This is a genomic window from Pseudoclavibacter sp. RFBI5, from assembly GCF_002931395.1.
Lineage (GTDB): Bacteria > Actinomycetota > Actinomycetes > Actinomycetales > Microbacteriaceae > Pseudoclavibacter.
The window spans coordinates 675,684-700,156 of sequence record NZ_PSYA01000010.1 but is presented as its reverse complement, the minus strand read 5'-3'; the positions used below and the strand labels follow the sequence as shown (position 1 = coordinate 700,156).

28 protein-coding genes are annotated in these 24,473 nt (G+C 65.5%); 15 read left to right on the top strand and 13 right to left on the bottom strand.

Annotation, left to right across the window (positions count from 1 at the left end; genetic code table 11):
- Nucleotides 1-34 precede the first annotated feature (34 nt).
- Nucleotides 35-1,042, bottom strand: a complete 1,008-nt coding sequence (locus tag C5E06_RS10210) for a Ku protein (RefSeq protein WP_104241332.1) — start codon at nt 1,040-1,042, stop codon at nt 35-37.
- 93 nt (nt 1,043-1,135) lie between these two features.
- Here C5E06_RS10210 and C5E06_RS10205 point away from each other — a divergent pair, with 93 nt between their 5' ends.
- Nucleotides 1,136-3,538, top strand: a complete 2,403-nt coding sequence (locus tag C5E06_RS10205) for an ATP-dependent DNA ligase (RefSeq protein WP_104306817.1) — start codon at nt 1,136-1,138, stop codon at nt 3,536-3,538.
- Between the two features lie 90 nt (nt 3,539-3,628).
- Here the strand turns inward: C5E06_RS10205 and C5E06_RS10200 are convergent, their stop codons facing one another.
- Entirely contained in the window at nt 3,629-3,832 is a 204-nt protein-coding gene (locus C5E06_RS10200; protein WP_146080211.1) for a hypothetical protein, read from the bottom strand.
- Between the two features lie 143 nt (nt 3,833-3,975).
- Here C5E06_RS10200 and C5E06_RS10195 point away from each other — a divergent pair, with 143 nt between their 5' ends.
- Complete coding sequence (locus C5E06_RS10195) at nt 3,976-4,539, top strand: hypothetical protein (RefSeq protein WP_104306816.1); 564 nt, start codon at nt 3,976-3,978, stop codon at nt 4,537-4,539.
- Nucleotides 4,540-4,626: 87 nt separating this feature from the next.
- Entirely contained in the window at nt 4,627-4,845 is a 219-nt protein-coding gene (locus tag C5E06_RS10190; RefSeq protein ID WP_181062944.1) for a DUF3263 domain-containing protein, read from the top strand.
- A 42-nt stretch (nt 4,846-4,887) separates the two neighbouring features.
- Here the strand turns inward: C5E06_RS10190 and C5E06_RS19800 are convergent, their stop codons facing one another.
- Entirely contained in the window at nt 4,888-5,223 is a 336-nt protein-coding gene (locus C5E06_RS19800; RefSeq protein WP_374953240.1) for a DUF5996 family protein, read from the bottom strand.
- Nucleotides 5,224-5,251: 28 nt separating this feature from the next.
- Between C5E06_RS19800 and C5E06_RS10185 the strand changes: the two genes are divergently transcribed.
- The gene (locus tag C5E06_RS10185; protein WP_104306814.1) at nt 5,252-5,494 is read left to right on the top strand and encodes a hypothetical protein; all 243 of its coding nucleotides are present in this window, start codon (nt 5,252-5,254) and stop codon (nt 5,492-5,494) included.
- Between the two features lie 68 nt (nt 5,495-5,562).
- Entirely contained in the window at nt 5,563-5,889 is a 327-nt protein-coding gene (locus C5E06_RS10180; protein WP_104306813.1) for a hypothetical protein, read from the top strand.
- Nucleotides 5,890-5,908: 19 nt separating this feature from the next.
- Here the strand turns inward: C5E06_RS10180 and C5E06_RS10175 are convergent, their stop codons facing one another.
- A complete protein-coding gene (locus C5E06_RS10175; RefSeq protein WP_104241325.1) occupies nt 5,909-6,115 on the bottom strand; it encodes a hypothetical protein in 207 nt (68 codons plus the stop codon).
- An 87-nt stretch (nt 6,116-6,202) separates the two neighbouring features.
- Between C5E06_RS10175 and C5E06_RS10170 the strand changes: the two genes are divergently transcribed.
- Complete coding sequence (locus C5E06_RS10170; RefSeq protein WP_104306812.1) at nt 6,203-6,892, top strand: hypothetical protein; 690 nt, start codon at nt 6,203-6,205, stop codon at nt 6,890-6,892.
- A 403-nt stretch (nt 6,893-7,295) separates the two neighbouring features.
- Nucleotides 7,296-8,027 carry a hypothetical protein gene (locus C5E06_RS10165; RefSeq protein WP_104241323.1) on the top strand — a complete coding sequence of 244 codons (732 nt, stop codon included), beginning with the start codon at nt 7,296-7,298 and terminating at the stop codon, nt 8,025-8,027.
- Nucleotides 8,028-8,247: 220 nt separating this feature from the next.
- Here C5E06_RS10165 and C5E06_RS10160 read toward each other — a convergent pair whose 3' ends face one another.
- From C5E06_RS10160 to C5E06_RS18990, 6 genes are all read right to left on the bottom strand, one after another.
- Nucleotides 8,248-8,499, bottom strand: coding sequence for a hypothetical protein (locus C5E06_RS10160; protein WP_104241322.1), 252 nt, complete (start codon nt 8,497-8,499; stop codon nt 8,248-8,250).
- Nucleotides 8,500-8,579: 80 nt separating this feature from the next.
- Nucleotides 8,580-9,563, bottom strand: coding sequence for an HNH endonuclease family protein (locus tag C5E06_RS10155; protein ID WP_104306811.1), 984 nt, complete (start codon nt 9,561-9,563; stop codon nt 8,580-8,582).
- A gap of 171 nt (nt 9,564-9,734) precedes the next feature.
- The gene (locus C5E06_RS10150; protein ID WP_104306810.1) at nt 9,735-10,427 is read right to left on the bottom strand and encodes a hypothetical protein; all 693 of its coding nucleotides are present in this window, start codon (nt 10,425-10,427) and stop codon (nt 9,735-9,737) included.
- Nucleotides 10,428-10,502: 75 nt separating this feature from the next.
- Nucleotides 10,503-10,829: a hypothetical protein gene (locus tag C5E06_RS10145; protein WP_181062943.1), complete on the bottom strand. Its 327-nt coding sequence runs from the start codon at nt 10,827-10,829 to the stop codon at nt 10,503-10,505.
- Between the two features lie 252 nt (nt 10,830-11,081).
- Nucleotides 11,082-11,591, bottom strand: coding sequence for a hypothetical protein (locus C5E06_RS10140; RefSeq protein ID WP_104306808.1), 510 nt, complete (start codon nt 11,589-11,591; stop codon nt 11,082-11,084).
- A 99-nt stretch (nt 11,592-11,690) separates the two neighbouring features.
- Complete coding sequence (locus tag C5E06_RS18990; RefSeq protein WP_146081364.1) at nt 11,691-12,716, bottom strand: hypothetical protein; 1,026 nt, start codon at nt 12,714-12,716, stop codon at nt 11,691-11,693.
- Here C5E06_RS18990 and C5E06_RS10135 point away from each other — a divergent pair.
- The 3 genes from C5E06_RS10135 to C5E06_RS10125 all read left to right on the top strand — a co-directional run bounded on the left by C5E06_RS10135 (nt 12,699) and on the right by C5E06_RS10125 (nt 17,261).
- The gene (locus tag C5E06_RS10135; RefSeq protein WP_146081363.1) at nt 12,699-14,234 is read left to right on the top strand and encodes a hypothetical protein; all 1,536 of its coding nucleotides are present in this window, start codon (nt 12,699-12,701) and stop codon (nt 14,232-14,234) included. The genes C5E06_RS18990 and C5E06_RS10135 overlap by 18 nt on opposite strands.
- Complete coding sequence (locus C5E06_RS10130) at nt 14,231-16,030, top strand: HSP90 family protein (protein ID WP_104306806.1); 1,800 nt, start codon at nt 14,231-14,233, stop codon at nt 16,028-16,030. The genes C5E06_RS10135 and C5E06_RS10130 overlap by 4 nt, the downstream gene beginning before the upstream one ends.
- Before the next feature lie 256 nt (nt 16,031-16,286).
- Complete coding sequence (locus C5E06_RS10125; protein ID WP_146081362.1) at nt 16,287-17,261, top strand: helix-turn-helix domain-containing protein; 975 nt, start codon at nt 16,287-16,289, stop codon at nt 17,259-17,261.
- Between the two features lie 622 nt (nt 17,262-17,883).
- Here C5E06_RS10125 and C5E06_RS19300 read toward each other — a convergent pair.
- Nucleotides 17,884-18,498, bottom strand: coding sequence for a site-specific integrase (locus C5E06_RS19300; protein WP_181062942.1), 615 nt, complete (start codon nt 18,496-18,498; stop codon nt 17,884-17,886).
- A gap of 57 nt (nt 18,499-18,555) precedes the next feature.
- Between C5E06_RS19300 and C5E06_RS19295 the strand changes: the two genes are divergently transcribed.
- Both C5E06_RS19295 and C5E06_RS19290 read left to right on the top strand, forming a co-directional pair.
- Complete coding sequence (locus C5E06_RS19295) at nt 18,556-18,696, top strand: hypothetical protein (protein WP_181062941.1); 141 nt, start codon at nt 18,556-18,558, stop codon at nt 18,694-18,696.
- 48 nt (nt 18,697-18,744) lie between these two features.
- On the top strand, nt 18,745-19,413 hold the full coding sequence (locus C5E06_RS19290; protein ID WP_181062940.1) for an alpha/beta fold hydrolase: 669 nt from the start codon (nt 18,745-18,747) through the stop codon (nt 19,411-19,413).
- A 382-nt stretch (nt 19,414-19,795) separates the two neighbouring features.
- On the opposite strand, the gene C5E06_RS10110 is transcribed toward C5E06_RS19290, so the two are convergent.
- Both C5E06_RS10110 and C5E06_RS19285 read right to left on the bottom strand, forming a co-directional pair.
- Nucleotides 19,796-20,392 (bottom strand): hypothetical protein, encoded by a 597-nt coding sequence (locus tag C5E06_RS10110; protein WP_146081361.1) that lies wholly within the window; start codon nt 20,390-20,392, stop codon nt 19,796-19,798.
- A 307-nt stretch (nt 20,393-20,699) separates the two neighbouring features.
- Nucleotides 20,700-20,861, bottom strand: coding sequence for a hypothetical protein (locus C5E06_RS19285; RefSeq protein ID WP_181062939.1), 162 nt, complete (start codon nt 20,859-20,861; stop codon nt 20,700-20,702).
- Nucleotides 20,862-21,147: 286 nt separating this feature from the next.
- On the opposite strand from C5E06_RS19285, the gene C5E06_RS10105 reads away from it, so the two are divergent.
- The 3 genes from C5E06_RS10105 (at nt 21,148) to C5E06_RS10100 (ending at nt 24,458) form a co-directional block, all read left to right on the top strand.
- Nucleotides 21,148-21,864 carry a hypothetical protein gene (locus C5E06_RS10105; RefSeq protein WP_104306802.1) on the top strand — a complete coding sequence of 239 codons (717 nt, stop codon included), beginning with the start codon at nt 21,148-21,150 and terminating at the stop codon, nt 21,862-21,864.
- A gap of 8 nt (nt 21,865-21,872) precedes the next feature.
- Nucleotides 21,873-22,034: a hypothetical protein gene (locus C5E06_RS19280; protein ID WP_181057834.1), complete on the top strand. Its 162-nt coding sequence runs from the start codon at nt 21,873-21,875 to the stop codon at nt 22,032-22,034.
- 270 nt (nt 22,035-22,304) lie between these two features.
- Nucleotides 22,305-24,458, top strand: a complete 2,154-nt coding sequence (locus tag C5E06_RS10100) for a hypothetical protein (protein ID WP_146080527.1) — start codon at nt 22,305-22,307, stop codon at nt 24,456-24,458.
- Nucleotides 24,459-24,473 lie beyond the last annotated feature (15 nt).

Below are 24,473 nucleotides of genomic sequence, written 5' to 3'. Positions count from 1 at the left end.
CGCACGTGAACACCCGGTGAACGGGGCAGCCTGTCTACCCGGCCTTCGAGCGCGTCGCTGAGCCGGCCTTCGTGCGCTTAGCTGAAGCATCGGCCTTCGGCGCAGCCTTGGTCTTTCCCTGCTTCGCGGGAGCGGACTTCTTCGGAGTCGTCTTGCTGGCAGCGTTCTTCTTCGCGCCCGCCTTCTTCTTGCCGCTCCTGCCCTGAGCTCCGGCGCTCGACCTCGTCTTGTTCGCGACGCCCTTCTTCGCAGGTGTCGTCTTCCCCTTGTCGATGCTCCTGCGAAGCGCCTCCATGAGGTCGATCACCTCGCCGCCTGGTTCAGAATCCTCGGACTCGCCGAAGGTCGCCGCCGTGTCGAGGGCGTCCCCCTCCGCGAGCTTCGCGTCGATGAGCTGCTGCAGCTGCTCCTGGTAGTCGTCGGTGAAGCGATCCGGCGCGAAGTCGGCCGCGAACGAGTCGACCAGCGACGCCGACATCTTCAGCTCCTTCGCCGAGATCCTCACGCGTTCGTCGAGGGCCGGGAACTTCGCCTCGCGCACCTCGTCGTCCCAGAGCAGGGACTGCAGCATGAGCACGTCGCCTCGGGTCCGAAGCGCGCCCAGCCGCGACTTCTGCCGCAGCGAGAAGTGCACGATGGCGGTCCTGTCGGTCTTCTCCAGTGTCTTGCGCAGCAGCACGTACGCCTTCGCCGACTTCGAATCGGGTTCGAGGAAGTAGCTGCGGTCGAACATGATCGGGTCGAGCTGCCTGCTCGGCACGAACTCGACGACGTCGATCTCACGACTGCGCTCTTCCGGCAGCGAGCTCAGGTCCTCCTCCGTGAGCACGACGGTCCTGTCCTCCTCGGCGTAGGCCTTGTCGATGTGCTCGAAGTCGACGACCTTCCCGCAGACCTCGCAACGTCGCTGGTAGCGGATGCGCCCGCCATCCTTGTCATGGACCTGGTGCAGGTGCACGTCGTGGTCCTCGGTGGCGCTGTACAGCTTCACGGGCACATTGACGAGGCCGAAGGCGATCGAGCCTTTCCAGATGGATCTCATGCGCCCAGTACAGCCGACCAGTCACGTCGCAAACCGGGCCGAGGCTGTGTATTCGCCGTTCCACGACTCAGGAGTCGGGTGCATCCTGGGCCGATGGCGACGTCCCAGCAGACGGTGGTGGTCGAGGGGCACCGGGTGACCCTGACGAACCTCGACAAGGTGCTGTACCCCGAGTCGGGCACGACAAAAGCGGAGGTGCTCTCGTACTACGCGGAGATCGCGCCCTTCATGCTTCCGCACATCCGGCAGCGGCCGGTGACCCGGAAGCGGTGGGTGGACGGCGTCGGCACGGCAGAGCACCCCGGGAAGGTCTTCTTCCAGAAGGATCTCGAGGCGAGCGCGCCGGACTGGGTGCCGCGGGAGGGGATCGATCACCGGGACCACAGGAACGAGTATCCGATCGTCCGTGATGTCGCGACGCTGACGTGGCTCGCCCAGGTCGCGGCGCTGGAGCTCCACGTGCCGCAGTGGCGCTTCTCGGCTCACGGCGCGGCTCTGAACCCAGACCGGATGGTGCTCGACCTGGATCCGGGGGAGGGCGCCGGGCTCCTGGAGTGCGCCGAGGTTGCGCGGCTCGCGCGCCGCATCCTGAGGGACATGGGGCTCGACCCGGTCCCGGTGACCAGCGGCAGCAAGGGCATCCACCTGTACACGGCCCTCGACGGAACCCACACCTCCGAGCAGGTATCGCAGGTCGCGCACGAGCTCGCGAGAGCCCTGGAGGCCGACCACCCCGAGCTCGTCGTGAGCGAGATGAGAACGGCCCTGAGAACAGGCAAGGTGCTCGTGGACTGGAGCCAGAACAGCGCCGCGAAGACCACGATCGCTCCCTACTCGCTTCGCGGGCGCGCGCGTCCGACCGTCGCCGCTCCGCGCACGTGGCGAGAGCTCGCCTCCAACAGGCTTCGGCAGCTCGAGTTCGCCGAGGTGCTGGAGCGGATGCGCACACACGCGGATCCACTCGCACCCGTTGCCGAGGCGGGCCAGGAGGACAGGCTGCTGCGCTACCGATCGATGCGCGATGCCACGAAGACGACCGAGCCCGTGCCCGAGGCCGCCCCACGCCCCTCGGACGGGCGGAGCTTCGTCATCCAGGAGCACCACGCGCGGCGGCTCCACTACGACGTCCGCCTCGAGCGCGACGGCGTGCTGGTGTCCTGGGCAGTCCCGAAGGGCATACCCCCCGAGACCACGCGGAACCACCTCGCGGTGCAGACCGAGGACCACCCGCTCGAATACGCGACGTTCGAGGGGACGATCCCGAGCGGCGAGTACGGGGCGGGCGAGGTGCACCTCTGGGACTCCGGCACCTACGAGCTCGAGAAGTGGCGGGACGGCGAGGAGGTCATCGTCACGCTCCACGGTGCGGCCTCGGGCGGACTCGGCCAGCCGACACGGGTGGCCCTCATCCGCACACGGGGGAGCAGCGACGCGAAGGACACCTGGCTGCTGCACCGGATGGAGCGAGGAAGCCCTTCGACGAAGACGCCGAAGTCGAAGTTCCACGGCCCCGGGCAGGAAGGTGGTGCCGGGAGCTCGATAGCGCCCATGCTCGCAACGCCTCGCGAGAAGGGCATCTTCGAGGACGAGGAGGAATGGGCGTTCGAGATGAAGTGGGACGGACTCCGTATCGTCGCCACCGTGCAGCCGGACGACATCCGTCTGCGCACGAGGAACGGCAACGACGTGACGGCGGTCTACCCGGAGGTCGTCGAAGCGCTTCGGGCGAGCACGTCGGGCCGGTCGGTGGTCGTGGATGGCGAGGTCGTGGCGCTCGACCGCAGGGCACAGCCGGACTTCGGTCGGCTGCAGGCGAGGATGGGCCTGCGATCGCCGAGGGACGTGGCACAGGGCGTGAAGGCCGTGCCAGTCGAGTACTTCGCGTTCGACCTGCTCGAGGTCGACTCCCAGAGCCTGCTTGGTCGGCCATACGTCGAGCGCCGTGCCCTGCTCGATGAGGTCGTGCGGGAAGCGCATGGCCTGCGGGTGCCACCGGCGATCACGGGCGACGCCCGACTTGCCCTATCCAGCAGTGCGGAGCTCGGTCTCGAGGGCATCATGGCGAAGCGTCTCGAGAGCGTCTACCGGCCGGGACGGCGCTCAGACAGCTGGGTCAAGGTCAAGCACCACAGGTCCCAGGAGGTGATCGTCGGCGGGTGGAGGCCGGGCCGTGGACGCCGGGCGGGTGCCATCGGTTCGCTGCTCCTGGGGGTGCCAGGGGCAGAGGGGCTTCGCTACGTCGGCCGGGTCGGCACCGGCTTCAGCGACCGAGAGCTGGAGCGCGCGCTCGGCAAGCTCGAGTTGGAGACGAGGGGGACCTCGCCGTTCGAGGACATACCGGCGTCAGACGCGAAGGGTGCCGTCTGGGTGGGTCCGGTGTTCGTCGGGGAGGTCGAATTCGCGGAGTGGACCGCTGGCGGAAGGCTCCGGCAACCGAGCTGGCGAGGATGGAGGCCGGACAAATCACCCGCAGACGTGGAGCCTCCGGGGGACTGAGCTCCGAGCGTGAAGCCGGCCGGCGACACCTGGTCTGAGGACGACGAAGGCCGGGCCCGCCATCGCGGACCCGGCCTTGCGTGAGACCGTTCAGCCGTTGACGCCGGCGGGCGGAATCGTGTCGTCGCGGTGCTGGGCTGCGTCGTCGCGGACCTGCGTCGGCGGCTGGTCGGGTCGTTCCTGGTTCGGTTCGCCGGTGCCGAGGCCCTGGATCGACTCGGCTTCGAGCCGCTCGTTGGTCTCGTCGAGGGCGGCGTCGTTCTCGGACTCTGGGTTCGCGTGCTGATCTGACATGACAACGACCGTACGCATGTCAGCCGAGACGAAGATGAGTGCGTGACGGGCCCCTCCCGGGCTGGTCGCGCATCCGTTCACACGGAGACCATAAGGTGCTGGTGGAGAATCGGCATCGCCCGACCTTGAGGAGACCGCTGTCCATGACGAGCACCCGGCCCGTGCCGCCTGCCCACGCACGAGCGACGCCGCAGCGACGCCGGCGACGCTCACTCGGCAATGTCGTTCTCGGCGTGCTCGGCACGGCCCTCATCTTCGCTGGAGCGGCGGTCCTGGCGGCGTCGCTCTTCGCGCCGACGACGGTTGAACGCGGATACGGTCAGGTCAAAGCCGCAGTGAACGATGTTGCGGCTGAGGTGCAGCTGCCTGCGGTGCGACTCGGCGTCGAGGGCGGACAAGCTGAACTCGACGTGTGCGACGGCTCCTTCATCGAGATGACCTCGTACCGGAACACCGTCGGAGTACCAGCCGTCTACGCGGCGCACAACAACTGCGGGGGCGACATCGTCTTGAACTGGGAGGTCGGCACGCAGTTCGAGGTCGAAGGGCAACCAGGCACGTTCGAGGTCGTCGACGTGCGGCACACGGCGAAGCACTGGGAGACGACAGAGGCGCTCATCGGGTTGCAGGGCGATTTCGCGCTGCAGTCATGCTTCTACGGCGAAGACCGGATGCAGTTCGTCGGCGTCCGTCCCGTATCCGGCTAGGGCTGAATGCCGGTTCCCGGCATGCACGAAACGGTGGCGGAAATCAAGAGCTGGAGCCTTGATTATGTCGTCACCTATCCTGCGGAGATGATCACCGCACGAGCAAGGGCGCTCCTCGACTTCGAGACCGCGAATCCTGAGCGCAGCGTCTCGAAGCTGGAGAAGATCCGAGGGCTCGGCCTGACCCCTGGTGGCTACGAGGCGCGGCTCGGACAGCTGGTCGCCGACGTCGACGTCATGGCCGAGTACCCCGAGCTCGTCTATCGCTACTGGAACCAGCGGCGCGGGCAGGCATCCCGCCGCTGAGCTCCTCAGCTGGAGCGTGCTACGGCGCTCTGGCGCCCGACGTTACGCGTTCTGGTTGACGCTCTCCCAGTCGGCGAGCGTGGCCGCAGCGTTGTACGTGGCGGTCAAAAAGCCATGAACAAGTGCATCCGGTTCAGCGGAGGCACGCACCGCTTCGAAGGGCAGGAGGAATTCGCCGAGCGCATCGTCCCAGTACGCGCCGTCCGGAACCTGCGCCTTGGCGAAGCCTGCTGGTGAGGGTACGCATACGAGTAGTACGCGCCCTCGCCGCGGCCAGATGCGCGCGACTGACCTCCGTCTCGTGGGTGAGCAGCGTCTCCGGCAGAGGGCTGAGCAATCTCCCCCTCGCAGGCGAAGGCACGCTGGCGAGGAGCGCATAGCTTGGAGAGCGACGAAGGGATACGACATGGACAACGCAGAACGCGGAAGCAACAGGAGTGGCGCGAACGGATCAACGCAGATGAGCGTCGGCATGTCCCTCGGCCTCCTCATCGGCGTCACCCTCGCACTGATCCTGGACAGCTGGGCCATCGGACTGGGTATCGGGGTTCTGGCCGGCATCCTCATCGGAATCGTCTGGTTCCTCGCGGTCCGAGGCAGAGCTAGCGCGGACGGTGACGGAGATGCTCGTGCAGACACCGGTGCCTGAGCGAACGCGCTCACGTCGATTCCTGCGCGCCGTTGCATGCTGACCACAGAGATCTGCATACTGAGGCCATGCCCCGCGTCCAGCGCATCATCCTCGCGTCCGGCTTGCTGCTGACCGCTGCGCTTGCGCTGGTGGTCGTGTCGAGCCAGATCGGCATGACGTGGTACGCCGCGCCTGGCGCCAGCGGAGTCGCCACGAAGCAGACCGCGGTGTTCGAACCAGCGATCGTCGGGACCGTGGTGACCGCCCTCGCCGCCCTCGCGCTTCTCGCGCAGGTCCTGGTCGCCGCACGGCGCACCGTGCCGCGGTGGACCTGGGCTGCGTCTGGCGCAGTCTCCGTTCTCGCCGTGGTCGCAGCCGTTGTCGTGTCCACGGCAGACCGCCCAGTGTTCTAGGTCTCGCCGCTGTCGCGCGCTAACTCTGATCGGGAAGCCAATCCGAGGTGAAGACGATATCGAGGAGCATCGTCGTGATCTCCAGGCCGGCGAGGGCTCCCGCGGCCAACAGGACGATCGCGACCGTCACGACGGTTCGACGCCGTCGTCCGAGCGGGGTGAGGAGCAGGACACCGCTCGCGAGCACCACGGCACCGAGCACGAGGCCGAACAACGGGAAGGTCATCCACGTATCTTGGCTCGACGAGAATCCTGGTGCCTGTGAGCGCGGCCGCAAAGCTGCCCCTCCGCGTCAGCCGCCTAGGATCGCGCCATGACCAAAGTCGCGGGCCCCCGATCGGGCAACGGGTACTGGGGCACGCAGATCGTCGTGACCGCGCTGCTCGGGGCCGGGAGCGTTGCAGCCAGCTACGTCCTCCTCGTCGTCAAACCGGATGAGCCGGGCGGCGCGGTCCTCATCGCGCTCATCGGCATCGCGCTCCTCACTACCTTCGCGTGGACCGTCGACACGGCGACACGGTCGACCCCGCTGGAGCGAGCTCTCTTCGCCTGGGCGATCATGCAGCACGAGGCAGCGGGACACGGGAACGACGCACTCGCGATGAGCGATGCTGCGCGGGCACGTGATGGCACCCTCGACGCCGATCGAATCCGCACCCTGCAAGCCCTTCGGCCCGGCAATCCCTACCCGACTCACCTCCCGGTCTCGGATGCAGCGAGAGGCGAACCCGCGACGGCCAGGCGAGACACCGGCCCGGACCGTACCCGCCTCGCGCTGGCCGCGCTCTTCCTCGCCTTGACAGGCCTCTACTTCAGCTGCATTCCGCCGGTGTTCATTCTCGGCTGGCCGTTCCAGCTCGCCGCGTCGATCATGGCGGTGTTCGCGATCGTGCCGCGCGGTCGTGGGCGCCGCCTGGGTATCGCCGCAGCGAGCGTGTCCGTGCTCGGGACGATCGTGACGCTCGTCTTGCTGCTCGTGAGGATCCTCCAGGCGCTCACCTGACGCTCGTCGGGTGGCACGGGCGAGGCTGCCGCAGTGCGTGGTTGAGCGCGCGGAGGAACAGCTCGATCCTCGCGTCCTCCTCTCGCAGCCTCCGATGAGCTGCCGCGATACAAGGCCCGGGCAGCGCTGGGGCGCGGATCCCGTCGTCACATCCGAGTCATCACCCTGCGCACACTCCGGCCTACCGTTTCGCGACAGCTATGTGCCAAAAAACGAAAACGTGCCACTAAATTGCTCGCAAATACGGTTAATTTCTTACTCTCTGAGCGGCACTTCATACCAAGTGCCACGTTTTGACCTGGGTGCAAGGATTGCCCAGCCCCCCCCGCTTCGCCCACCCGAGAAGGAAGTCGTGCACGAAACATCTTCGAACCAGATCTCCCGCCGAACGGTAGTCGGGAGCATGGCATGGTCAGTGCCTGTCATCGCGGCCGCAGTCGCAGCTCCCCATGTCTCGGCGAGCCAGCTGTGCAGCGCAAGCGTCGACTTCAACACGGTTGCGACGAATGGAACCAACTCTTCAACGGGCTTCCCGTCGGCCGTCAGCAGCGTGACGCTCGCAACCGGAACGCCGGCCTACCGCGTTCGAATCACACAGACGGATTCCGTGAACACCCAGTTCGGGACTGCATCCAGCTTCTACAACTTCTCGCAGAGCGCGCGGGCCTGGACGAACAATGACCAGCTCGCAACTCTTCCTGGGCCCGCCGGTCGACTCATCCTGAACCAACGACGCCCCGCAGGCAGCAGTGCGAGCCCGGTGTACCAACGCGTCCGGTTCGAGATCATCAACGCTGCTGGTGTTGCGGTGGATGTCACGAACTTCCGCATCACGCTCGACGACATCAATAAGACCGCGAACCACGATGATGTGATCGCGTTCGTGGACGCACCTGCAACCGTGGTTGCGAGCTACGGCAACTCGACTGGTACGGGGACGGTCACTAATCCATTCCGCCGGGCGAACACGGATGGTGTTCCAGCGGGGAGCCCCACCACGTTCTACCGCGACACCTTCGACCTCGGTGCGGTCCCCGCTTCGGGAACAAGGTTGGATTACGTGGGCGGCACGCCGTATGGATGGCAGTACGTGACGATCAGCGCTCTCTCCTTCACCGCTCCAGGAGCTTGCTGACGACAGCTCACGGCTACTGAGCTCGAATATTGCGGCGGGCCGTCGACATCACGACCGTCCGCTCACCAATCGAGCACCATGACCGGGCCGCCATCGCGAATCTTGCGAGAGCGGCCCGGTGACGGTCTTTCGCCGCACACGGCGTGGGGAGAGCATCCCACCCGCTGACAAGAACACCGCGACGAACGTCGACGCTGACAGGTCCCGCGGGCCGAACGGCCTACTCGTCGAGTCCGGCCAGCTTGGACATCCGCTGAGCGCGTTCCAGACGACGGCGCTGGCGACGGTTCCTGAGGAACCGGACAAAGTAGAGCCAGCCGGGGACCACGAGGGCGAGTCCGATCACCAGCGAAGTGACGTGAAACCAGACCGTGAGCCCTCCAACGAGCGGCGGTACGGCGATGAGGAGCACGGCCGCCAGCCAGCACCGAAGGGCAGCAAGCAAATTGGAGGACCGGTAGTTGAAGCTCACACGTCCACGGTATCGGCCACGTTCGACTTTCTTCGCGACGTTTCAAGCCGTGCAGACGGAGTATTTGCGAGCTCTGGTGACTAGGCCCTGCGGCGGTGCTGCAGAACAGCCGCCGCGAGTGCGGCGAGGGCGACACCAGCGAGCCCCAGAATCCACGGCAGCGCAGATGCGCCGGTCGTCGCGTTCTCGGTCGAGTCCGGAGGTTCCGGGGCGCCGATAACCTCGACCGTCTTCGCGGGCTCTTCCGACGCCACCGTGCTCGGTTCCGCCAGGACTGCACCCGCTGGGAGTGCGCACGAGGCGGCGCCAGCGAAGGGGACACCGTTGATCGTGCCGCCGTTGAGGATCGCGTCCTGGTCGATGGGGGTGACCGCGAGGTCGTAGCTCGTGAGGACGATCGTCATCTGCGCCAGGTAGGTGCAGTGGAACGCGGTATTGGTCGGCATCCACTCAGAGGCGAGGCGCATGCCCTTCGCGGAGTTCGCGCGACCCTCGACGGCCTGCAGGTTCACAGGGTCGTTCGCGAAGGCCTCACGCTGGGCCGCGTCCCACGTGTTCGCCCCACCGGTCCAGGCCGCGGCGAGCGGGACGATGTGGTCGATCTGGACGGCACCGGACGTCGCGACACCACGGGTGAAGGGGACTGCTTCGCCCGTGTACGGGTCATCGAGGATGCCTCGTTCCACGATGCAGTCGCTTCCATCGCGGAGTACGACGTTCGTGAGGTCCCGCTGCAGCATGTCATTGCGGGCATCGCACCCGTTTTCGTCCGGGTCGGACCAGTGCTTGAAGAGGTCGCGGTCGTAGCCCGTCGCGGACGAGTTGATCGTCCGCAGCCCCTCAGCGGCAGCTGCGACCGCGGCACCGTCAACGTACCAGGCGCCGTCCACCTGAGATGCGAATCCGGCGTCGATCAGCGGCGCGACGTTGCTCTTCGCCACGTCGAGTGCGATCGGAACGTGCGCGGTGTCCGGTTCGGCCAGAGCAGGGGAGGGGACGGCGGTAGTGACTGCGATCGCAAGGAACGCGCTAGCGGCGCGAGTGCGGAGGAGGGAGGAGGACATACGTGTCTGCAAGGCTAGAACGAGGCGACTGCCCTTTTCGGCGGGCGCGCGCGGGAAACGGAAGAGGAGGTGCCGAGGCAGCTCGGAGATCTCGATGCGGGCGTCACCCTGTTCTGAGGAGCGTCCGTGTTCCGTGTTGGGCGCCGAGTGGTGCCCCTCAACGGCCTTGATCTACCCAGAGACCCGTCGCGCGAGGAGCGGGAGCGGCGCAGAGACGGCCAGGAGCAGCGCGAGAGCGAGCAGCACGCTGGGAGTCGTGAGCGCCGCGCTGGTGCCACCAGCGAACGCGCTACCTGCGGCTGAAGCCACGAGCGAGACACTGATCCGGAGACCGGAGGCTCTTCCGATGGAGCCTGGGTCGGCCGCGTTCTCCGTCGCTGACGCCAGGAGTACGGCGATGGGGCCGGCTGCCGCACCCACGCAGAAGAGGAGCAGCCCGAACAGCCACAGGCTCTCCAACGTCAATGCCGAGAGTGCGAGCGCAGTACCCGTGAAGGCGAGAGCCGAGACCAGCTGAAGGCTTGGAGAGGCGGACCATCGGATGGCGCCGTAGGCGATCGCACCGAGCACCTCACCAAGTGCGAGAGCTGCGAACAGAAGACCAGAGGCGTCGATGGCGTCGTTCGCATCGGCGACGCGGGGGACAACAAGAACTGCGACTCCACCGACGGTTCCCGTAACTGCGGCGAGGGCGAGAACCGACAGCATCGGACCCCGGAGCCACCTCACGGGTTCACGTGGTTGAACGGCCGCTGGAGTAGCGTCACCGCGACGAGCGATGCGCAGGAAGAACCCGGCGCTGAGCACGCCGATACCCCCAATCATCAGGATGATGACGTCCGGGCTGGCGACGAGGACGACCATGCTCACGAGGAGCGGCCCGAGAACCAGGCCCGTTTGGAAGCAGACTCCAAGGAGCGAGTAGCTCGCGACGCGTTCTCATGGACCGAGCGAGGATCTCGCGAGCCAGACACGGACCGCCGTCGTGATCTCCGGCAGTGAAACTCCCGCGACGAAGGCAGCGATGAGCAAGGCCGCCGTCCAGGAAGAAGCGGAACGGCCAGAGAGGACGAGCGCGAGGATCGCGATGAGGAACGTCGCAGCTGCGGCGGTGATGGTCGTGCGTGTTCCGATCCGATCGATGAGGTATCCCTGGCTGACCAGGCCGATTGCGGTACCGCACGTGAACGCGGCGCTCGTCCAACCCGCGATGACGAAGGACTCGGTCCAGGCGTGCACCGTGAGGACGACGGCGACCGGGAACATACCCAGGGGCACTGTTGAGAACAACACCGAGGCGAGCTGACCGACCACTCGCCGGTCTCGCATCAATCTCCGATAGACCTGCCGATGTTCCGCACCAGAGAAGTCACTCATCGTCTTGGGGAGTCGCGCGTGCGTGGGGCAGCCTGCTGCTCAACATGGTTCCGAGAATCGCAGATCGACGTTGGCAATCGCCCACAAGGAGTCGCTCCTTGTGCTCCGCCTGAAGCGTCATGGCAACGCCCCGCGGTTGCCTCAGCTCTTGGTGAAGCCCTCGCTGTGCCAGTAGGCGGCCTGGGTCGAGCCTTGCCTGACGATGCGGTCTGGCGCGACTGGAGCCGGCCACAGCATCAGCTCATAGCTGTCCGGTGACGGGAATCCGAACTCAACATGCGGCTCAGCCGCGCTCACGTCCATTCCGCGACAATTCCACCGGACTCGGTAGCTTTCCGCCGGCAAAGGAAACTCCACAACGGGGTTCTCACCCCAGGGCAAAAGGCCCCCATCCCCGTGCGGGACCAGCGACGCTTCGACGATGTCGGGCCAGTCTCCGAGGTCGGGTTCGCTGTCCCAGAGCGAGACGCGTACGGGAATCGAGCCAGTGTGCGTACTGGTCACAAGAAAGAGCATTCCGGGATCCCCAGCCCCACACAGCCCGTTGATCTGACCCTGGAACGCCCGATCGAGGTCGATCGATCTCGGGGCCGTCTGAAAGTACATCTGCCCGTAGCTGGTGAACACGAGGTCGTCGAAGAGGAGGCGCACGCACCAAGTATGCAACTCGGCCCCTGCGGTAGGCGCGACGGCGCCATCACCCCGAGTGGCCCGGAGGCCCCAGCGTTCGGGGCGATGCCGAGCGAGCAGCTAGAAGACGTGCTCGGCGACGTCAGCGCGAACCTCGCTACAGCGGCGGCGTGGAGGTTCACGCGTCGGCAGCGGCGCATCGCCGCGGGCACGGCCACCGCCCTTGCCCGCAACACTCGAGGTCGACGTGGCGCCTCGGGGTCCGTCCGTGGTTGGTGGGCCCCGAAGGTCGCGTGACCGCTCGACGATTCGTGGGGAGTGGCCGACCGGTTTCGGAGGATGAGCGGGCGCGTCGACACCGGCTAGGTTGACCCGAGGCATCTCATTCGGCTCAAGGAACGCGTCGAAACGTACTCGTACTCGGAGGACCACATGATCGGTTACGCAGACCTGCAGGATCTTCAGGGGGAGCAGCGCGAGCGCATCCAGGCGCTTTACGATCGCAGTCATCGCCTCTGGGCTCTCCCGAACGATATGGGCAAGATTGACGCGCTTGAGGAGTTCATCGGTGACTGTGAACGTGCGCAGTTGCCGCCCCTCATCGCCAGCGCGCTCTTCGACCTGCACGTCACCTACGGTGACGGCGGTCTCACTCGTGAAGCGCTGACAGCTTTCGCTCGACTCATGCGTCACCTCGACCGCTACGGCGACCTGGTTCATCCAAGCAACGTCACCCGCATGCTCAACGCAGTGGCCACGAGTACCCTCACCATGCTGAACGACCCGACACTGCCACTCGAGCAGCTCACGCGAGTCATCGATCTGGTCGAAGCTCAAGTCCGCAGGCGAGGCACCGACCCGGTTGGCGTCCTGGTCGCCAGGGCTGCAATTGCCTCGGCCCGCGGCGATGGCCGCGAAACAGCCGACTGGATCGAGCGGTGGCGTTCCGAAGCGAGTGAGGAATGGCGAGCCGACGATCTCGGTGTCATCCAAATCGAGTTGCCGCTCATCGCGAGTTTCGACCTGAAGCGCGCCACCGAGACACTCGAGCAGCGACTTCGGATGGTGGGCATCGACCGTGGTCGACTCGACCTTCAGCAGCGCATCGAAGCGGTTCCTGTGCTCGCTATGCTCGCGTTCTTCCATCTCCGCTCCGGCAAGGTCGCCGAGGCCCGCGCCATCGCCGACCAATTGCTCGATGGCGTGGGCATCGAAGTCCTCGTCCGCGAGGCCGTGGCCTGCCAGCTCATCCCCATCCTGGAGCATCGTCCCGACGCAGCCCTCTTCGTTGTCGACGACGTCTTGCGCAACCTGTCGTTGGACGAGAGCGACGCGGAGACCTTGGCCGCGGTGGCTCGAAATCGGCTCCTCGCCGACCCTGATGGGGACGAAGGTGGCTTGATCCGAGTTCTCGCGCAGCAGGCCGCGGCCGCCCTCGACCGGCGCGGTGCGACCGACGTGCACGTCCGTGAGCTCGCAGACTTCTGGTGGGCGGGCCTTGAGTCCCGGCCCGCGCCGAGTGCGGTCCACGACGGCGAGACCTGGGGAGACCCAAGTGAGCGTGCGCTGCTGATCCTCTCCGCTGGGTGGCTCACAAGAGCAGGCTCGGTGCGCGAAGACCGCATCCCCGTGTCCTTGTGGGAGAGATACACGGCGCTCTTCGACAGATTCCGTGAGCTCATGGCAACAGCGAGTATGGAAGAGACGAATGCCCTCGCTGCCGAGCTCGAAGCTGAGGGAGAACGTCTCCGCTGCGCAACCACACGCTTCTGTGTCCCGCTTTTTCACTCACTCCAGTCGTCGATGCTCGGCGCCAACGGCCAGGTCGTCGACCTCTACCAGCGTGCGCAGCGCTCCCTGGCGACCGACCCGACGGCGGTGAACGCCACGTACCGCGGGTTCGCGCCCTCGGCCTTCCTCCTCGCGCTCCTCGACGGTGTCTCCACACCCAGTGTGCCGTGGGCGCAGGTCGACGCGGTCATCGACGTCGAGGATCAGCTCCGGACGTGGACAGGCGGCTCCGAGGCTCGAGTCCATTTCGCTCGAGCGGAGATCGCCGCCCACAACGGCGACCTGGCGGAGCTGCGCAAACGCACCGACCGCATGTTCGCCAGCCTCGCTGCCGGTGAGGAGCCCTTCGATCGGAACATCCTCGACCTCGTCGCAGTCCGGCAGACGGCGCTGACCCTCCCCGACATCGCCCGGAAAGCGGCCATCCGCGTCGCGGAAGCAGGCAACGAGCTGCAACGGCGTGGCGCGGCAGGCTGGTTGTGCTGGATGCGGGTGCGCGACGGTGACCCTTCCGGTGCCACCGAGCTGGCTGCGCTGCTCGAGTCGGTCGGTGGTGCCACCGAAGAGATCGAGCAGTTGCCCGGCTGGGCGATGCTCGAGGCGTTGACCGACGCAGATGTCGATCTCGTCTCGGTAGTGGATGCGCTCCTCACCGAGGCAGTCGCGGGTGACTGCACGGAAATCGAACTCTTCGCGGCAGCGAGCCGAGTGCTGCACGACCGAGCCCCGAACGACCCGCGGGGAGTGGAACTGAGGAATGAGGTCGAGAGAACCGCACGCCTTCTCGACGAGCGCAACGGCCACAACGGGTGGAGCACGCATCTTCACGACCGTTGGCTGAACGAGGACCGGGTCTTCGGGGCGCGAGCATGAGCGACGAGCGCTTCCTCGTCGACCTCCGCGGACTCGTCGACATCCTGTCCCATCACTTGTACTCCAGCCCGAGGGTCTACCTGCGTGAGCTCATACAGAACGCGCGGGATGCGGTGGTCGCACGGCACGAGATCGATCCTGACTCACCAGAGCAGATCAGCATCACCGTCGACGATGCTTCCGGGGCGGTGATCGTCCGAGACCAGGGCATTGGCCTCACCGAACAGGAAATGCGCGACGTGCTCGCGACCATCGGCGCGTCGAGCAAGCGAGAAGACTTCGCTCGGACGCGGCGCAAGTACCTCGGACAGTTCGGCATCGGGCTGCTGTCCTGCTTCCTGATCGCGGACCGCATCGAGGTACGTTCTCGCAGCGCCAGGACTGCAGATGCGGCCACGATCAGCTGGGTGGGTAGCGCGGACGGCACGTTCACGATAAGCCCCGCCACCGAACCCCTCGCTGAGCCAGGCACGGAGGTGCGCGTAGAGGCCCGACCCGACGAGTGGGAATGGACCCAACCGCATCGAGTGCGACTGCTGGCAGAGCGCTTCGCGGGACTGCTCGAGCTGCCCGTCGCCCTCCATCGCGGACCCGTCTTGCCCGCTGAGATCGTCAGCCAGCGGACACAGCCCTGGCGGGGCAGCGCACAGGAGATGGAGGACTGGGCGCACCAGGAGCTGGGATTCCGGCCACTCGCAATCCTCCCGGTCGCTGTGCCCGGCGCTGGGGTGCGAGGGCTCGCGTTCATCGCTGATAGCCCCGGTCAGGTGGGCACGCGTCGCGGTGACACGGTCTACTCGAAGGGCATGTTCGTCACCGACAGCAGTGTGCAACTGGTTCCATCCTGGGCGTACTTCATACGCCTCGTCGTGGAAGCCGGTGATCTGCCGCTCACGGCATCCCGCGAGGCACTTCAAGATTCGGTCACCATCGACGCCGTCAAAGAGCAGGTGGGCATACAGGTCCGGGAAGGCATCGAGCGTTTCGCTGAGAACGATCCCGCTGGGTTCGCCAGATTCCTGGATGTCCACGCCAAAGGCCTGATGGCGATGGCGGTCAGCGACGACGACATGCTCGATCTCGTGTCGCAGAGCGTGAAATGGGAGACCAACGAGGGCTACCAGACCCTGGCCCAGATGCGGCGCCGCGCGGAGGTGGTGCTCTATACGACCTCGATGACTGACTTCACGGCTTTCGCTCCGATTCTCGCCGCGCGCGGGACACCCCTCGTGAACGCCTCCTATGTCTACGGACGTGAAATCCTGCGACGTCTGGTCGAGCGTCCGCTTCGAGGGGCACGGCTGCGAGCCTTCGATGCGGCGCGCTTCATCGATGAGCTTCAGCGTCCGCTTGCCGGAGACACCGCGGCTCGGTTACTTGAGGAGCAGGCGCGCCCGGTGCTGCAACAACTCGGGGTCGCACTCGACCTGCGGGAGTTCTCGCCCGTCACGGTGCCGGTGCTTTTCCTCGGCGCCTCCGGGGACGCTGAGTTCGACGCGGTCAGCGAAGACGAAGCTGACGGCGATGACGCCTGGGGCGACCTCCTCAGCGATCTCGTCACACCATCTGAGTCGTCTGCGCCGCGCGGCCCGCGCCTGGTCGTCAACGTCGGAAGCACTTCTGTGCGCGCCTTCGGGACGATCAAGGATCGCTACGTCCGAGAGGAGGCGATCGCCGGCCTCTACGTCATCGGCAGGCTCACCGCGGGGGAGCGCCTCCAGCCACAAGATGCGGTGCTCCTCAACCGGGCCCTACAGGCGCTGATGACGGCGGCGGGAGATACCGAGACCGAGTGAACAACCCGCCGCGGCGGCATCCTCACCTCGGCGCACCGTGCGAGCATCCTGCAGTTCATTGCACATTGGATCCACGACGTGAAGGAGGCCAGTGTGGTCTTGCTTCGGTCACACGCAGGTGTCGTGCCCACCATGACCTCGGTATCTTCCTGCGATTTCTCGTTATGGGAGAAGGCGCTGAACGAACCGGCCACAGCATACAAATCTGCTTCCAATTCCACAACCACACGTCCCCGAACAAGTTCAGCCGTCTAGGGTGCTGACTGGCGTCAAACTCCTCGTTGAAGGTCTGGCGCGTGGATTGAGCGCGACGATCGGGGTGACAATGCTCGCTGCATATGCTCAGGGTCTCAAGGATGGTGAAGCCCTGCAGTGGCTGCACGAACAGGGCTGGGGTGTTCAAGATGATGAAGCGTCAGTTCGTGCCCATGTGGACTTCATCGGGACCCGAACGTTCTTGGTGGGACGCAACTGGCAAACGACAACGGCCGTCAGCACCGACGCGGACTCGTATGATCCCGATCTTGTCCATGTGTGTTTCGTTGTGAAGGGCTGTCTCCTTCTCCAGGCCGGAGGAGAAACGACAGAAGAAGTGCCTGCGCCGTACTTCTTCACGTATTCAGCGCGTCGACCGGTGCGCATCTCGGCTGTAGAGCCCTACTCGTGTCTGTTTCTCGGGATACCAAGGGAGCGTTACGTTGAGCTTGCGTGGGTCGAGAGTCAGGCGCCAGGTCCCTTCCTGACGACCAGCCGTTTTCGAAAGGTCCTCATTGCGTCCTTGAACGCCTCCTTCGAATCGCAAATCAAAGAGGGGCAGGTTGGCTTCCACTCCTGGAGGCGCGGGGTCGAGGACCTGCTCCTTGCAGCGCTCGCCGAAACGAAGGTGCAGCAGGGTACGAACTGTCAGCCGCCACGAGATCTGCGTCTCGCTCGCGCGCACCACCTGATCGAGGAGAATTTCCGAGATCCAGCCTTTTCGGTTCGGGTGCTGGCCCGTGACCTCAACATCTCCCTTTCGCAGCTGCACCGAATTTTCGCAGATGAAAGCAATTCAGTCGGAGTGCTTATTCGCCGCTTGCGCGTAGACCGGGCGCGGACGCTTCTCCGGTCAAGCGATAATTCGAAATCGGACCGTTACAGAATCGCGCAAGAAAGCGGATTCAGGTCCATGCGAACCATGCGTCGCCTTTTGAGCCAGGAATCCGCAGAACGCAAGCCTGCCGGGGACTGAATCCAGACACGAGTGCCGGTCGGGTCTGCAGAGACGGAAGCGCCCAGCAGAGAGACGACGTGGGCCTCGAGGGTCGACCGTCTGGGGTGCGCGTGGTTCTGAATGCTCACGAACGCCCTGTCAGGGACGACGTCCGGGTGTGCGGCCGCAGCACCCCAGTCAGCAATTGCTCCGACCCCGGAGGTGACACCCACGACAACGGCGCAAGTCCGATGCGAAGCTGCCCAAGGGGAAGGCGTCGCGTCCCCCGGCAAGGTCTGCTCCGGCCAGCGACTGGCGGTGCTGTTCGCAACGTTCGCATGCGAGCACCCGCTGGGAACCTCTAAGGCGGACACCTTCGTCTTCGAGGCTAAGGCCATCTCCTCCGCGGAAGCCAATGCGGGGGAGTGGTGCGACCGGTGCGCCGACCGTTGCGGATCGTGCCAGTCGGCACGGTCGCAGGGGAGGCAAAAACCCCCGGACCAGAACGAGGCATTGCCTCGCCGGCCGGGGGGTTTCTCGCGGTGGGTGATGCGGGACTCGAACCCACGACCTCTTCCGTGTGAACGGGCCTGACGCACGAAACGGGGTGAATCGTCGTCACACCAGATGCAACATAAGGCCTGGTCGAGGTTCGATTTCGTCATACGCGACGTAACATCGTGACACGCGCCAGCACGGGAGTTTGCGCCACATTTGCGCCACTCGGATCGAGTAGGGCGGACTCGACGTCCTTCTTCGTGACTGGTGCGAGGTGCGCGTAGATCTCCGTCGTCGACGTGCTCGCGTGCCCGAGCAGCTCGGCGACCCGCGACAGGGAGACGCCGTCCTGCACGAGCCAGGACGCGTAGGTGTGGCGTAGGTCGTGGAGGCTGGCGCCGAGGTGGGTCAGCCCGGCTTCCTTCAACGCTGGCGCGAGGACGTGCTGCGTGAAGTTGCGGTCGTCACGGACGCCACCGTCGTATGAGGGGAAGGCCAGCGCTGACCGGCAGGCGCTGCCTGCCCTGTGGGGGAGTCCGCATGTCGGAGCAGGGTGTAGCTCGAGGCGATCGACGACCCGCTGCAGGACGGGCACGTGGCGCTGCCTGCGGCCTTTCGGGTATGGCTTGATGGATGATTGCCCGTCCCACACATCGCGGACTGTGAGCATGCCCTCGGAGAGGTTCGAGGCGTCGAGGTGGAGGCCGGCGACCTCACCCCAGCGGATGCCGGTGCCGACGAGGAAGCCGAGTACCGCCTGGTCGCGGCGGTCGGGCACGGCGGCGACGAGCGTGGCGCGGGCGATCGCATGGCTGCAGGCAAGGATGGCCGCATAGTGCCCACGACCCCAGGCGGAACCGTATTCGAGGCCATCGAGACGACGCTCCCCTTGGGGGACAGGGCCTCGCTCATGGTGCCCGTGTCGTACTCGGCCACGAAGGTCGTCGTCTACACGCACGGCAATGACGGCTCCTAAGATCAGTTCGCGCAGATCGCCCCATGGGCGGAAATGCGGCGCTGGTTCATGGAGAACGACTGGGCCGTTGTGGAATCGAGCGGCGCAGGAAATGGGTGGGGCGGCGACGCCTCCCGGCTCTCCTACGAGCAGGCCGCGGCTTGGGTGATGACGCTCGTCCCGATCGCCGACGTCACGGTGCTCGGACGGTCCATGGGCAGCCTGGTCGCCTACTGGCTGGCGACCTACTCCGAGTTCTCTCCGCTGGTTCGGAATCTGATCATCAACTCGGGGACGACGGACCTCATCGCGCGCTACGCGGCGTCGTCGGGGTCGGACATGCGAGCGATGAACGCCGCGTACGGGGTCGCACCCACCACGGACAAGAACGAAGCGGCCTTCGCTGCCGCGGCGGTCGGACACGACCCGATGCAGTTTCCAACAGGTATCTGGGCAGACAAGCGAGTCCTGCAGCTGTGGGGCAGCGCCGACACCACGGTCGTTCCCGAGGCTCACGGTCAGGCGTGGGTCACGAAGTACGGCGCGCACACCAAGGCGACGGTCGTTGACGTCCGCGCGAACGGCGATCACGGGTGGGACAACGGCTCCTACCTGCAGATGGACGCCATGACGAGCTTCCTGACCGCAGAGCGCCCACCTACCGGAGTCGGGTTCGTCGTCCGCCGAGTCTGGGTGATCGCCGACGGCGAGCCGACACCTGTGCAGGTGTTCGTCTGATCTCGGGAGCTGGCCGGCGTCGAGGGTGACCTCAGATCAGCCTGAGCTCCGGCCTTACCTCACATTGGGGAGTTGTCAAGGTCCTCGATGGCGCATTCGTGGGAGCAGAACCCTGCATGCCCAGCGCTGCGCGCCGCGACGGGGTCCGTCTGCTTCCCGCAGGTGCGAGTGCCGGCGTCAACGCTGGCGCGGCACTTCGTGTCGTCTGCGCCTGCGAAGGCGGAGCGAATGCGGGCCAAGAGGGCGGTGCCGGTCATGTGAATCTCTTTTCGTCGCGATCAGAGTAGACCGCCGGGCGTGTCTGCGCCAGAGCATTCGTGTTGCGAGGGACGTCGCTGAGCACTACCGGGAGCAGCACCCAACATTGGCCAACCTGGACGAGTCAGACGAGCTCGATCGGACGTCGTTCTGCCAGAGGCAGAGCCATCGCGGCTTTCTGCGCGGGGACCGCTCCGTCGATGAACGTGCAATTCCACCCATTCGCGTCGCGCCAGGTGATCATCAGACGGTCCGGGATGTTCAAGGGCTCGAATGCCGACCCCAGAACTCGTGACTCGGCAGAGTGCGCTTCCCACTGAACTTGACCGCGTTGATACGCGACGATTCGATGAACTTCCGGGTCTCCGGTTGCCCAGGAAAAATGCATGACCCAGTAGTGGCACTCGCCCGATTCGCTGATGCGTGCTAGCGCGGACCAGTCGGTCACGGCGCCGCGCAGCAGGTGTTCGCGTCGGTGGAACCGTCTGCGGTGGAGCGCGGCGCGCAATCGGAAACGGTACCTCTTGAAGGCCTGCCATGCGGGCTTCACCAGGATGGTCGACGTGATGATGAGGCCGACCACGCCCGAGACGACGAGGGTGATGCTCAGCGTTTCCGTGCCCCAGCCTTCAACGATCGCGTAGACGCTGCCGATGAATCCGACCGTGGCAGCGAACGCCTTGCCGAGGTTCACGACTGTGGGTGGCACGTGCTTGGTCACGAGCGAAGCATATGGCCACCGTCGCATCCGGAAGTTCGCGAAGATCACCAACCGCCCTTCTCCTCACGCTTCCGGCTTACTCAGCTTGCAGAACTCTCGTGACCTTCGCGCCCCCTCCGGTGGGCGCACCCTGATTCGGAGGCCTCATGGCTCGCGCTGTCGTATCCGAAACGGTCGTGCTCCTCGCGGGTGACCGCGTGGACCCGATCACCATCCCTGTCACCACCGTGGAGGGGGCCGCGGTCGACCTCTCGGAGTAGACTGGCTGGCGGTGCTGGTGGAAGGCCGGGACGAAGGTCATCGCCGCTCAGATCGGCACTGAGCGGCTCGCCCAAGGTGTCCTCGAGATCACCCTGACGGGCGCGCAGACTCGCGAGCTCCTCGGGTCGTCCGAGAGCGTCACCGGCTCGTACGACGCCGAGGCGACGCGAGCTGACGACGTCGAGCCGACGACCTGGATCGAAGGCACGTTCCGCGTCCGCGACGACGTCACGAAGGAAGGCACCCCGTGACCGAGTACAAAGCCGAGGTTCAGCCGCAGCCGGCGTACACCGCGAGCATGACGCAGCCATTCGGTGGGGGCGCCGTGAAGTCCGTGAACACCAAGACTGGCGACGTCGTACTCACCGCGGGCGACGTCGGCGCATCGTCGGTCGGGCACAGGCGCGACGCTGCGTCGCTCGTGGGCCTCAACGCGACTCTCGTGGGGCTTCGGCAGCGTCGACAACACCAGAGATGCTCAGAAGCCCGTCAGCGTGGCCCAGGCAGCCGCGATCGCTGGCAGAGCTCCGCTCACCCATCGGCATGCGTTCTCGGACATGGACGGGCGCGCGACGCCGGCACAGCTCGGCACGGGCACCGCTTCTGCGTCGACGGTCCTGCACGGCGACGGTGTATTCCGTGCACCCGCAGGCAGCGGCCTGGACCTCGCGCCGGGAACCGGTTCACCCGAGGGCGCCGTCGTCGGCACGGTCGGTCAGCGGTACACGGACACCGCCGCAACCGCTGGCGCATCCTCGTGGATTAAGCGCACCGGCACCGGCAATACGGGATGGCGCGTGCTGTCCGCGGACACGGAGTGGCGGATCATCACGCCGACCGCGTTCGCCACGCACCTCGCCACCAACCCCGGATTCGTCACCTCGGGGCGCATGATGGTCCGCCGCATCAACGACGTCGTGCGCTTCGGCTTGGACGACCTCGTGTTCGGAGGCATCGCCTCCGGCACCGTCGAAATCCGCTTCGACATTCCCGAGGGGTTCCGCATCGGGTCCGTCTACCCCGGCATGATCTTCGCCCAAGCCGGGGGAGCGGTCGCCGGAGGGGCGGGCATCCGAGTTGACGCGTACGGCTCGTACTGGACGCTGCGCACTGTCAGCGCGACCACGCGCCTCCGCGAGTTCAAGAACTTCCCCGCCAGCCCATCCGCATACCCGGCAGCGCCACTCCCTGGTGCGATCGGGCCGACCTGAGGAAGCCCATGGACTACACGAACCTCACGGACGAAGAGCTCGAAGCGGCTCGCGTGGCCGTTCAAACGGAGCAGGAGCGGCGCGCGAACCTCGCCGCGATCCCCGCGCAGATCGCTGCGCTCAAGCAGACGTTCCTCGACGGCGGCGGAGACCCCGTCGACCTGCCCTAGCCCCACCTCACACCCTCGGCCCTGCACTTACCGTGCGGGGCCTTCCACATGCCCCGGGACTGAATCGCGGACCCCGACCTTGGCAGCGCCTGCCCCCCTGTCAGTTATCCATGTTCGACACGCCGTGACACGCCTGGGACGAGCGCGAACCGAGGGGCCTGAAGTCACCAATGTCGGTGGCCAGCGCGAGTCTTTTCTCGTACATAAGTACGAACTTCACGAGAGTCACACGCCCCTCGGATGCGAACAGTCCACTAGGAAAGGCCCATCATGACCGAGAACACAACAACCCCAGAAGCACAGGCTGAAAGCTCGAAAATCCAGTCCACGCCTCCGGAATCGAGCAGCGTCGCGGCAAGCGGCAGCGTTGAAGATTACGTCTCTGACGTTTGGGCGACGACTGCTCGTTACCCCGGCCTCGACCCGACTGGCGTTGGCGACAGTCGCGCTGCGCTTCAGCAGGCGATTCGTGACACCCCGAAGGGCTCTACCCTTCATCTTCCCGGAGGGAAGTACTACATCGGGGGTACAGCTTCGATCATGAACCGCGCACCCGACGACTCGCTCACGAGCTTGTCCTTTGACTGGTCGGGTGCTGAGATCATCTCCGACTCCACTCAGGCGCCCTTCACCTTCGTCGCGAAAACTCCGGAGCAGCACGCGGTGATCTCCCACACCGTCGTAAACCTCACGATGGAAAACGATCTCGTCGTCCCGGGCACAGCATTCGAAGTGGCCGACGTGAGCATCGCTGCAGAATGGCAGCGCGGTGACGTCATCAAGGTCATCGCGAACAACGTGATCCCAGGCTCAGAACCTGGTCCAGCTCCTGGCACGAACCAAGCCCGTGTCGGCGAGTTCCTCGTGTTCCACAGCGTTTCTGGTTCGAGCATCCGCGTCATCGGCACCCTCATCGATTCGTTCACGGACAACGTGCGCCTCTGCAAGCTCGACGAGTCAATCGAGATCTCCATGAAGTGCGGCAAGCTGACGTTCTCCGAAGCGATCATGTCGAGCAAATCACCTCGTAACTCGGTCATCTTGCGCAACCTCGTGAACGCGAGGCTTGACGGGCTCAACGTGCGGGCGGCGCCCAGCGCCATGATTACAAACGAGGGTTGCTACCGGTCTACGTTCGAGAACGTGAACATCGACTACGGCATCGACAACCCGGGGGACAGCAACTTCTCCTACGGCATCGTTGACAAGGCGTCCGCCTACACCCGCATCCTCAATGCGCACGGCCGGAACCTCCGGCATCTCTACACCGACGACACGTCAGCCATAGCGGCGAACTCGGTGAACACGCACGCCTACGGTGCCACGATGTTTGCCAAGATCATCGACAGCACCGGCCAGGGTTCCAGCGCCGCGCCCTTCGACACGCACCACGCTTCCTACGGCGCTGAGTTCCACGGCTGCTCAGCGCGCGATTCCTATTTCGGGTTCCAGCTACGCGGACGCATGGGGCGACTTGTCAATGCCCGCGCTTCGTTCTGCACCGTCGGCGGCCGCGCGTTCGAGCAGACAGTCGGCGGTGAGACGTACGACTCGACCATCATGAACTGGGAGAGCGATAACTGCCTGACCGACTTCGAGTTCATGCTGCGTCCTCCAGGGCACCCCTTGGCGGAGCAACGACAGGACAAATGGTTTGTGGTCGATGGTTTCACGACTCGGAACACGCGACGACGCGGACTACTTCTCAGAAATGCCTCGGTCCGGCTCATGAACTACCGGTTCTCGGCAGCCTCGGACATGATCGGCGGTGGGTGTTCGATGACGATGCGAAACAGCCGCATCTCCATCGACGGCGCAATCGAGCACGACTTCTCCCTCAACGTCTCAGGTGCGGCGCTCAGCGTCATCGAGCTCAACACCACTTGGTTCTCTGTGTTCGAGTCCGGGCCCGCCAAGTACCGGCACCCCGCGTCCACTCCGAGCCGTGTCGCCGCCTACATCAGCTCGGCCGGGAATGACCTCGTCCGTGTCCGCGAGCAGTCAATGACTCAGGCACCCGACCTCATCATTGCGAATGCACCGACATCGAACAGCTACCTCGACTGGTCGTCAGAAGCGAACTCGAGGTCATCCGCTGGCGTGCTGTTGGGGACTACGTCGATGGCGTCTGCGGGTGCTCTAGCTCCACTGGGTCGAAGCATGAAGTCGGACCTGACAGCACTCATCGACCCAAGCGGCGGCAACGGATCCCTGGCTGGTCTTCCCGCTCCACAGTTCGACGGGCAACGGCTCGCGATCATCCACTACGGGTCCTCGAACACCGTGTCGATCTCGCACGACACATCAACTGCTGCCCGGCGAGCTCTGATCGGCAACACAGGCAAATCGCTGACACCTGGCCAGTCGATGCTGCTAGTCGCTATCCCAGGCGGCGTCTGGAAGCAGGTCACTCCCGTGGCCTGATCGTCTCGCCACATC

What these genes read in the sequence shown, in the direction of transcription:
- C5E06_RS10210 (WP_104241332.1), bottom strand. Translation starts at nt 1,042, where the DNA reads ATGAGATCCATCTGGAAAGGCTCGATCGCCTTCGGCCTCGTCAATGTG.
- C5E06_RS10205 (WP_104306817.1), top strand. Translation starts at nt 1,136, where the DNA reads ATGGCGACGTCCCAGCAGACGGTGGTGGTCGAGGGGCACCGGGTGACC.
- C5E06_RS10200 (WP_146080211.1), bottom strand. Translation starts at nt 3,832, where the DNA reads ATGTCAGATCAGCACGCGAACCCAGAGTCCGAGAACGACGCCGCCCTC.
- C5E06_RS10195 (WP_104306816.1), top strand. Translation starts at nt 3,976, where the DNA reads ATGACGAGCACCCGGCCCGTGCCGCCTGCCCACGCACGAGCGACGCCG.
- C5E06_RS10190 (WP_181062944.1), top strand. Translation starts at nt 4,627, where the DNA reads ATGATCACCGCACGAGCAAGGGCGCTCCTCGACTTCGAGACCGCGAAT.
- C5E06_RS19800 (WP_374953240.1), bottom strand. Translation starts at nt 5,223, where the DNA reads ATGCGCTCCTCGCCAGCGTGCCTTCGCCTGCGAGGGGGAGATTGCTCA.
- C5E06_RS10185 (WP_104306814.1), top strand. Translation starts at nt 5,252, where the DNA reads ATGGACAACGCAGAACGCGGAAGCAACAGGAGTGGCGCGAACGGATCA.
- C5E06_RS10180 (WP_104306813.1), top strand. Translation starts at nt 5,563, where the DNA reads ATGCCCCGCGTCCAGCGCATCATCCTCGCGTCCGGCTTGCTGCTGACC.
- C5E06_RS10175 (WP_104241325.1), bottom strand. Translation starts at nt 6,115, where the DNA reads ATGACCTTCCCGTTGTTCGGCCTCGTGCTCGGTGCCGTGGTGCTCGCG.
- C5E06_RS10170 (WP_104306812.1), top strand. Translation starts at nt 6,203, where the DNA reads ATGACCAAAGTCGCGGGCCCCCGATCGGGCAACGGGTACTGGGGCACG.
- C5E06_RS10165 (WP_104241323.1), top strand. Translation starts at nt 7,296, where the DNA reads ATGGCATGGTCAGTGCCTGTCATCGCGGCCGCAGTCGCAGCTCCCCAT.
- C5E06_RS10155 (WP_104306811.1), bottom strand. Translation starts at nt 9,563, where the DNA reads ATGTCCTCCTCCCTCCTCCGCACTCGCGCCGCTAGCGCGTTCCTTGCG.
- C5E06_RS10150 (WP_104306810.1), bottom strand. Translation starts at nt 10,427, where the DNA reads ATGGTCGTCCTCGTCGCCAGCCCGGACGTCATCATCCTGATGATTGGG.
- C5E06_RS10145 (WP_181062943.1), bottom strand. Translation starts at nt 10,829, where the DNA reads ATGTTCCCGGTCGCCGTCGTCCTCACGGTGCACGCCTGGACCGAGTCC.
- C5E06_RS10135 (WP_146081363.1), top strand. Translation starts at nt 12,699, where the DNA reads ATGCTCGCGTTCTTCCATCTCCGCTCCGGCAAGGTCGCCGAGGCCCGC.
- C5E06_RS18990 (WP_146081364.1), bottom strand. Translation starts at nt 12,716, where the DNA reads ATGGAAGAACGCGAGCATAGCGAGCACAGGAACCGCTTCGATGCGCTG.
- C5E06_RS10130 (WP_104306806.1), top strand. Translation starts at nt 14,231, where the DNA reads ATGAGCGACGAGCGCTTCCTCGTCGACCTCCGCGGACTCGTCGACATC.
- C5E06_RS19290 (WP_181062940.1), top strand. Translation starts at nt 18,745, where the DNA reads ATGGAGAACGACTGGGCCGTTGTGGAATCGAGCGGCGCAGGAAATGGG.
- C5E06_RS19280 (WP_181057834.1), top strand. Translation starts at nt 21,873, where the DNA reads ATGGACTACACGAACCTCACGGACGAAGAGCTCGAAGCGGCTCGCGTG.
- C5E06_RS10100 (WP_146080527.1), top strand. Translation starts at nt 22,305, where the DNA reads ATGACCGAGAACACAACAACCCCAGAAGCACAGGCTGAAAGCTCGAAA.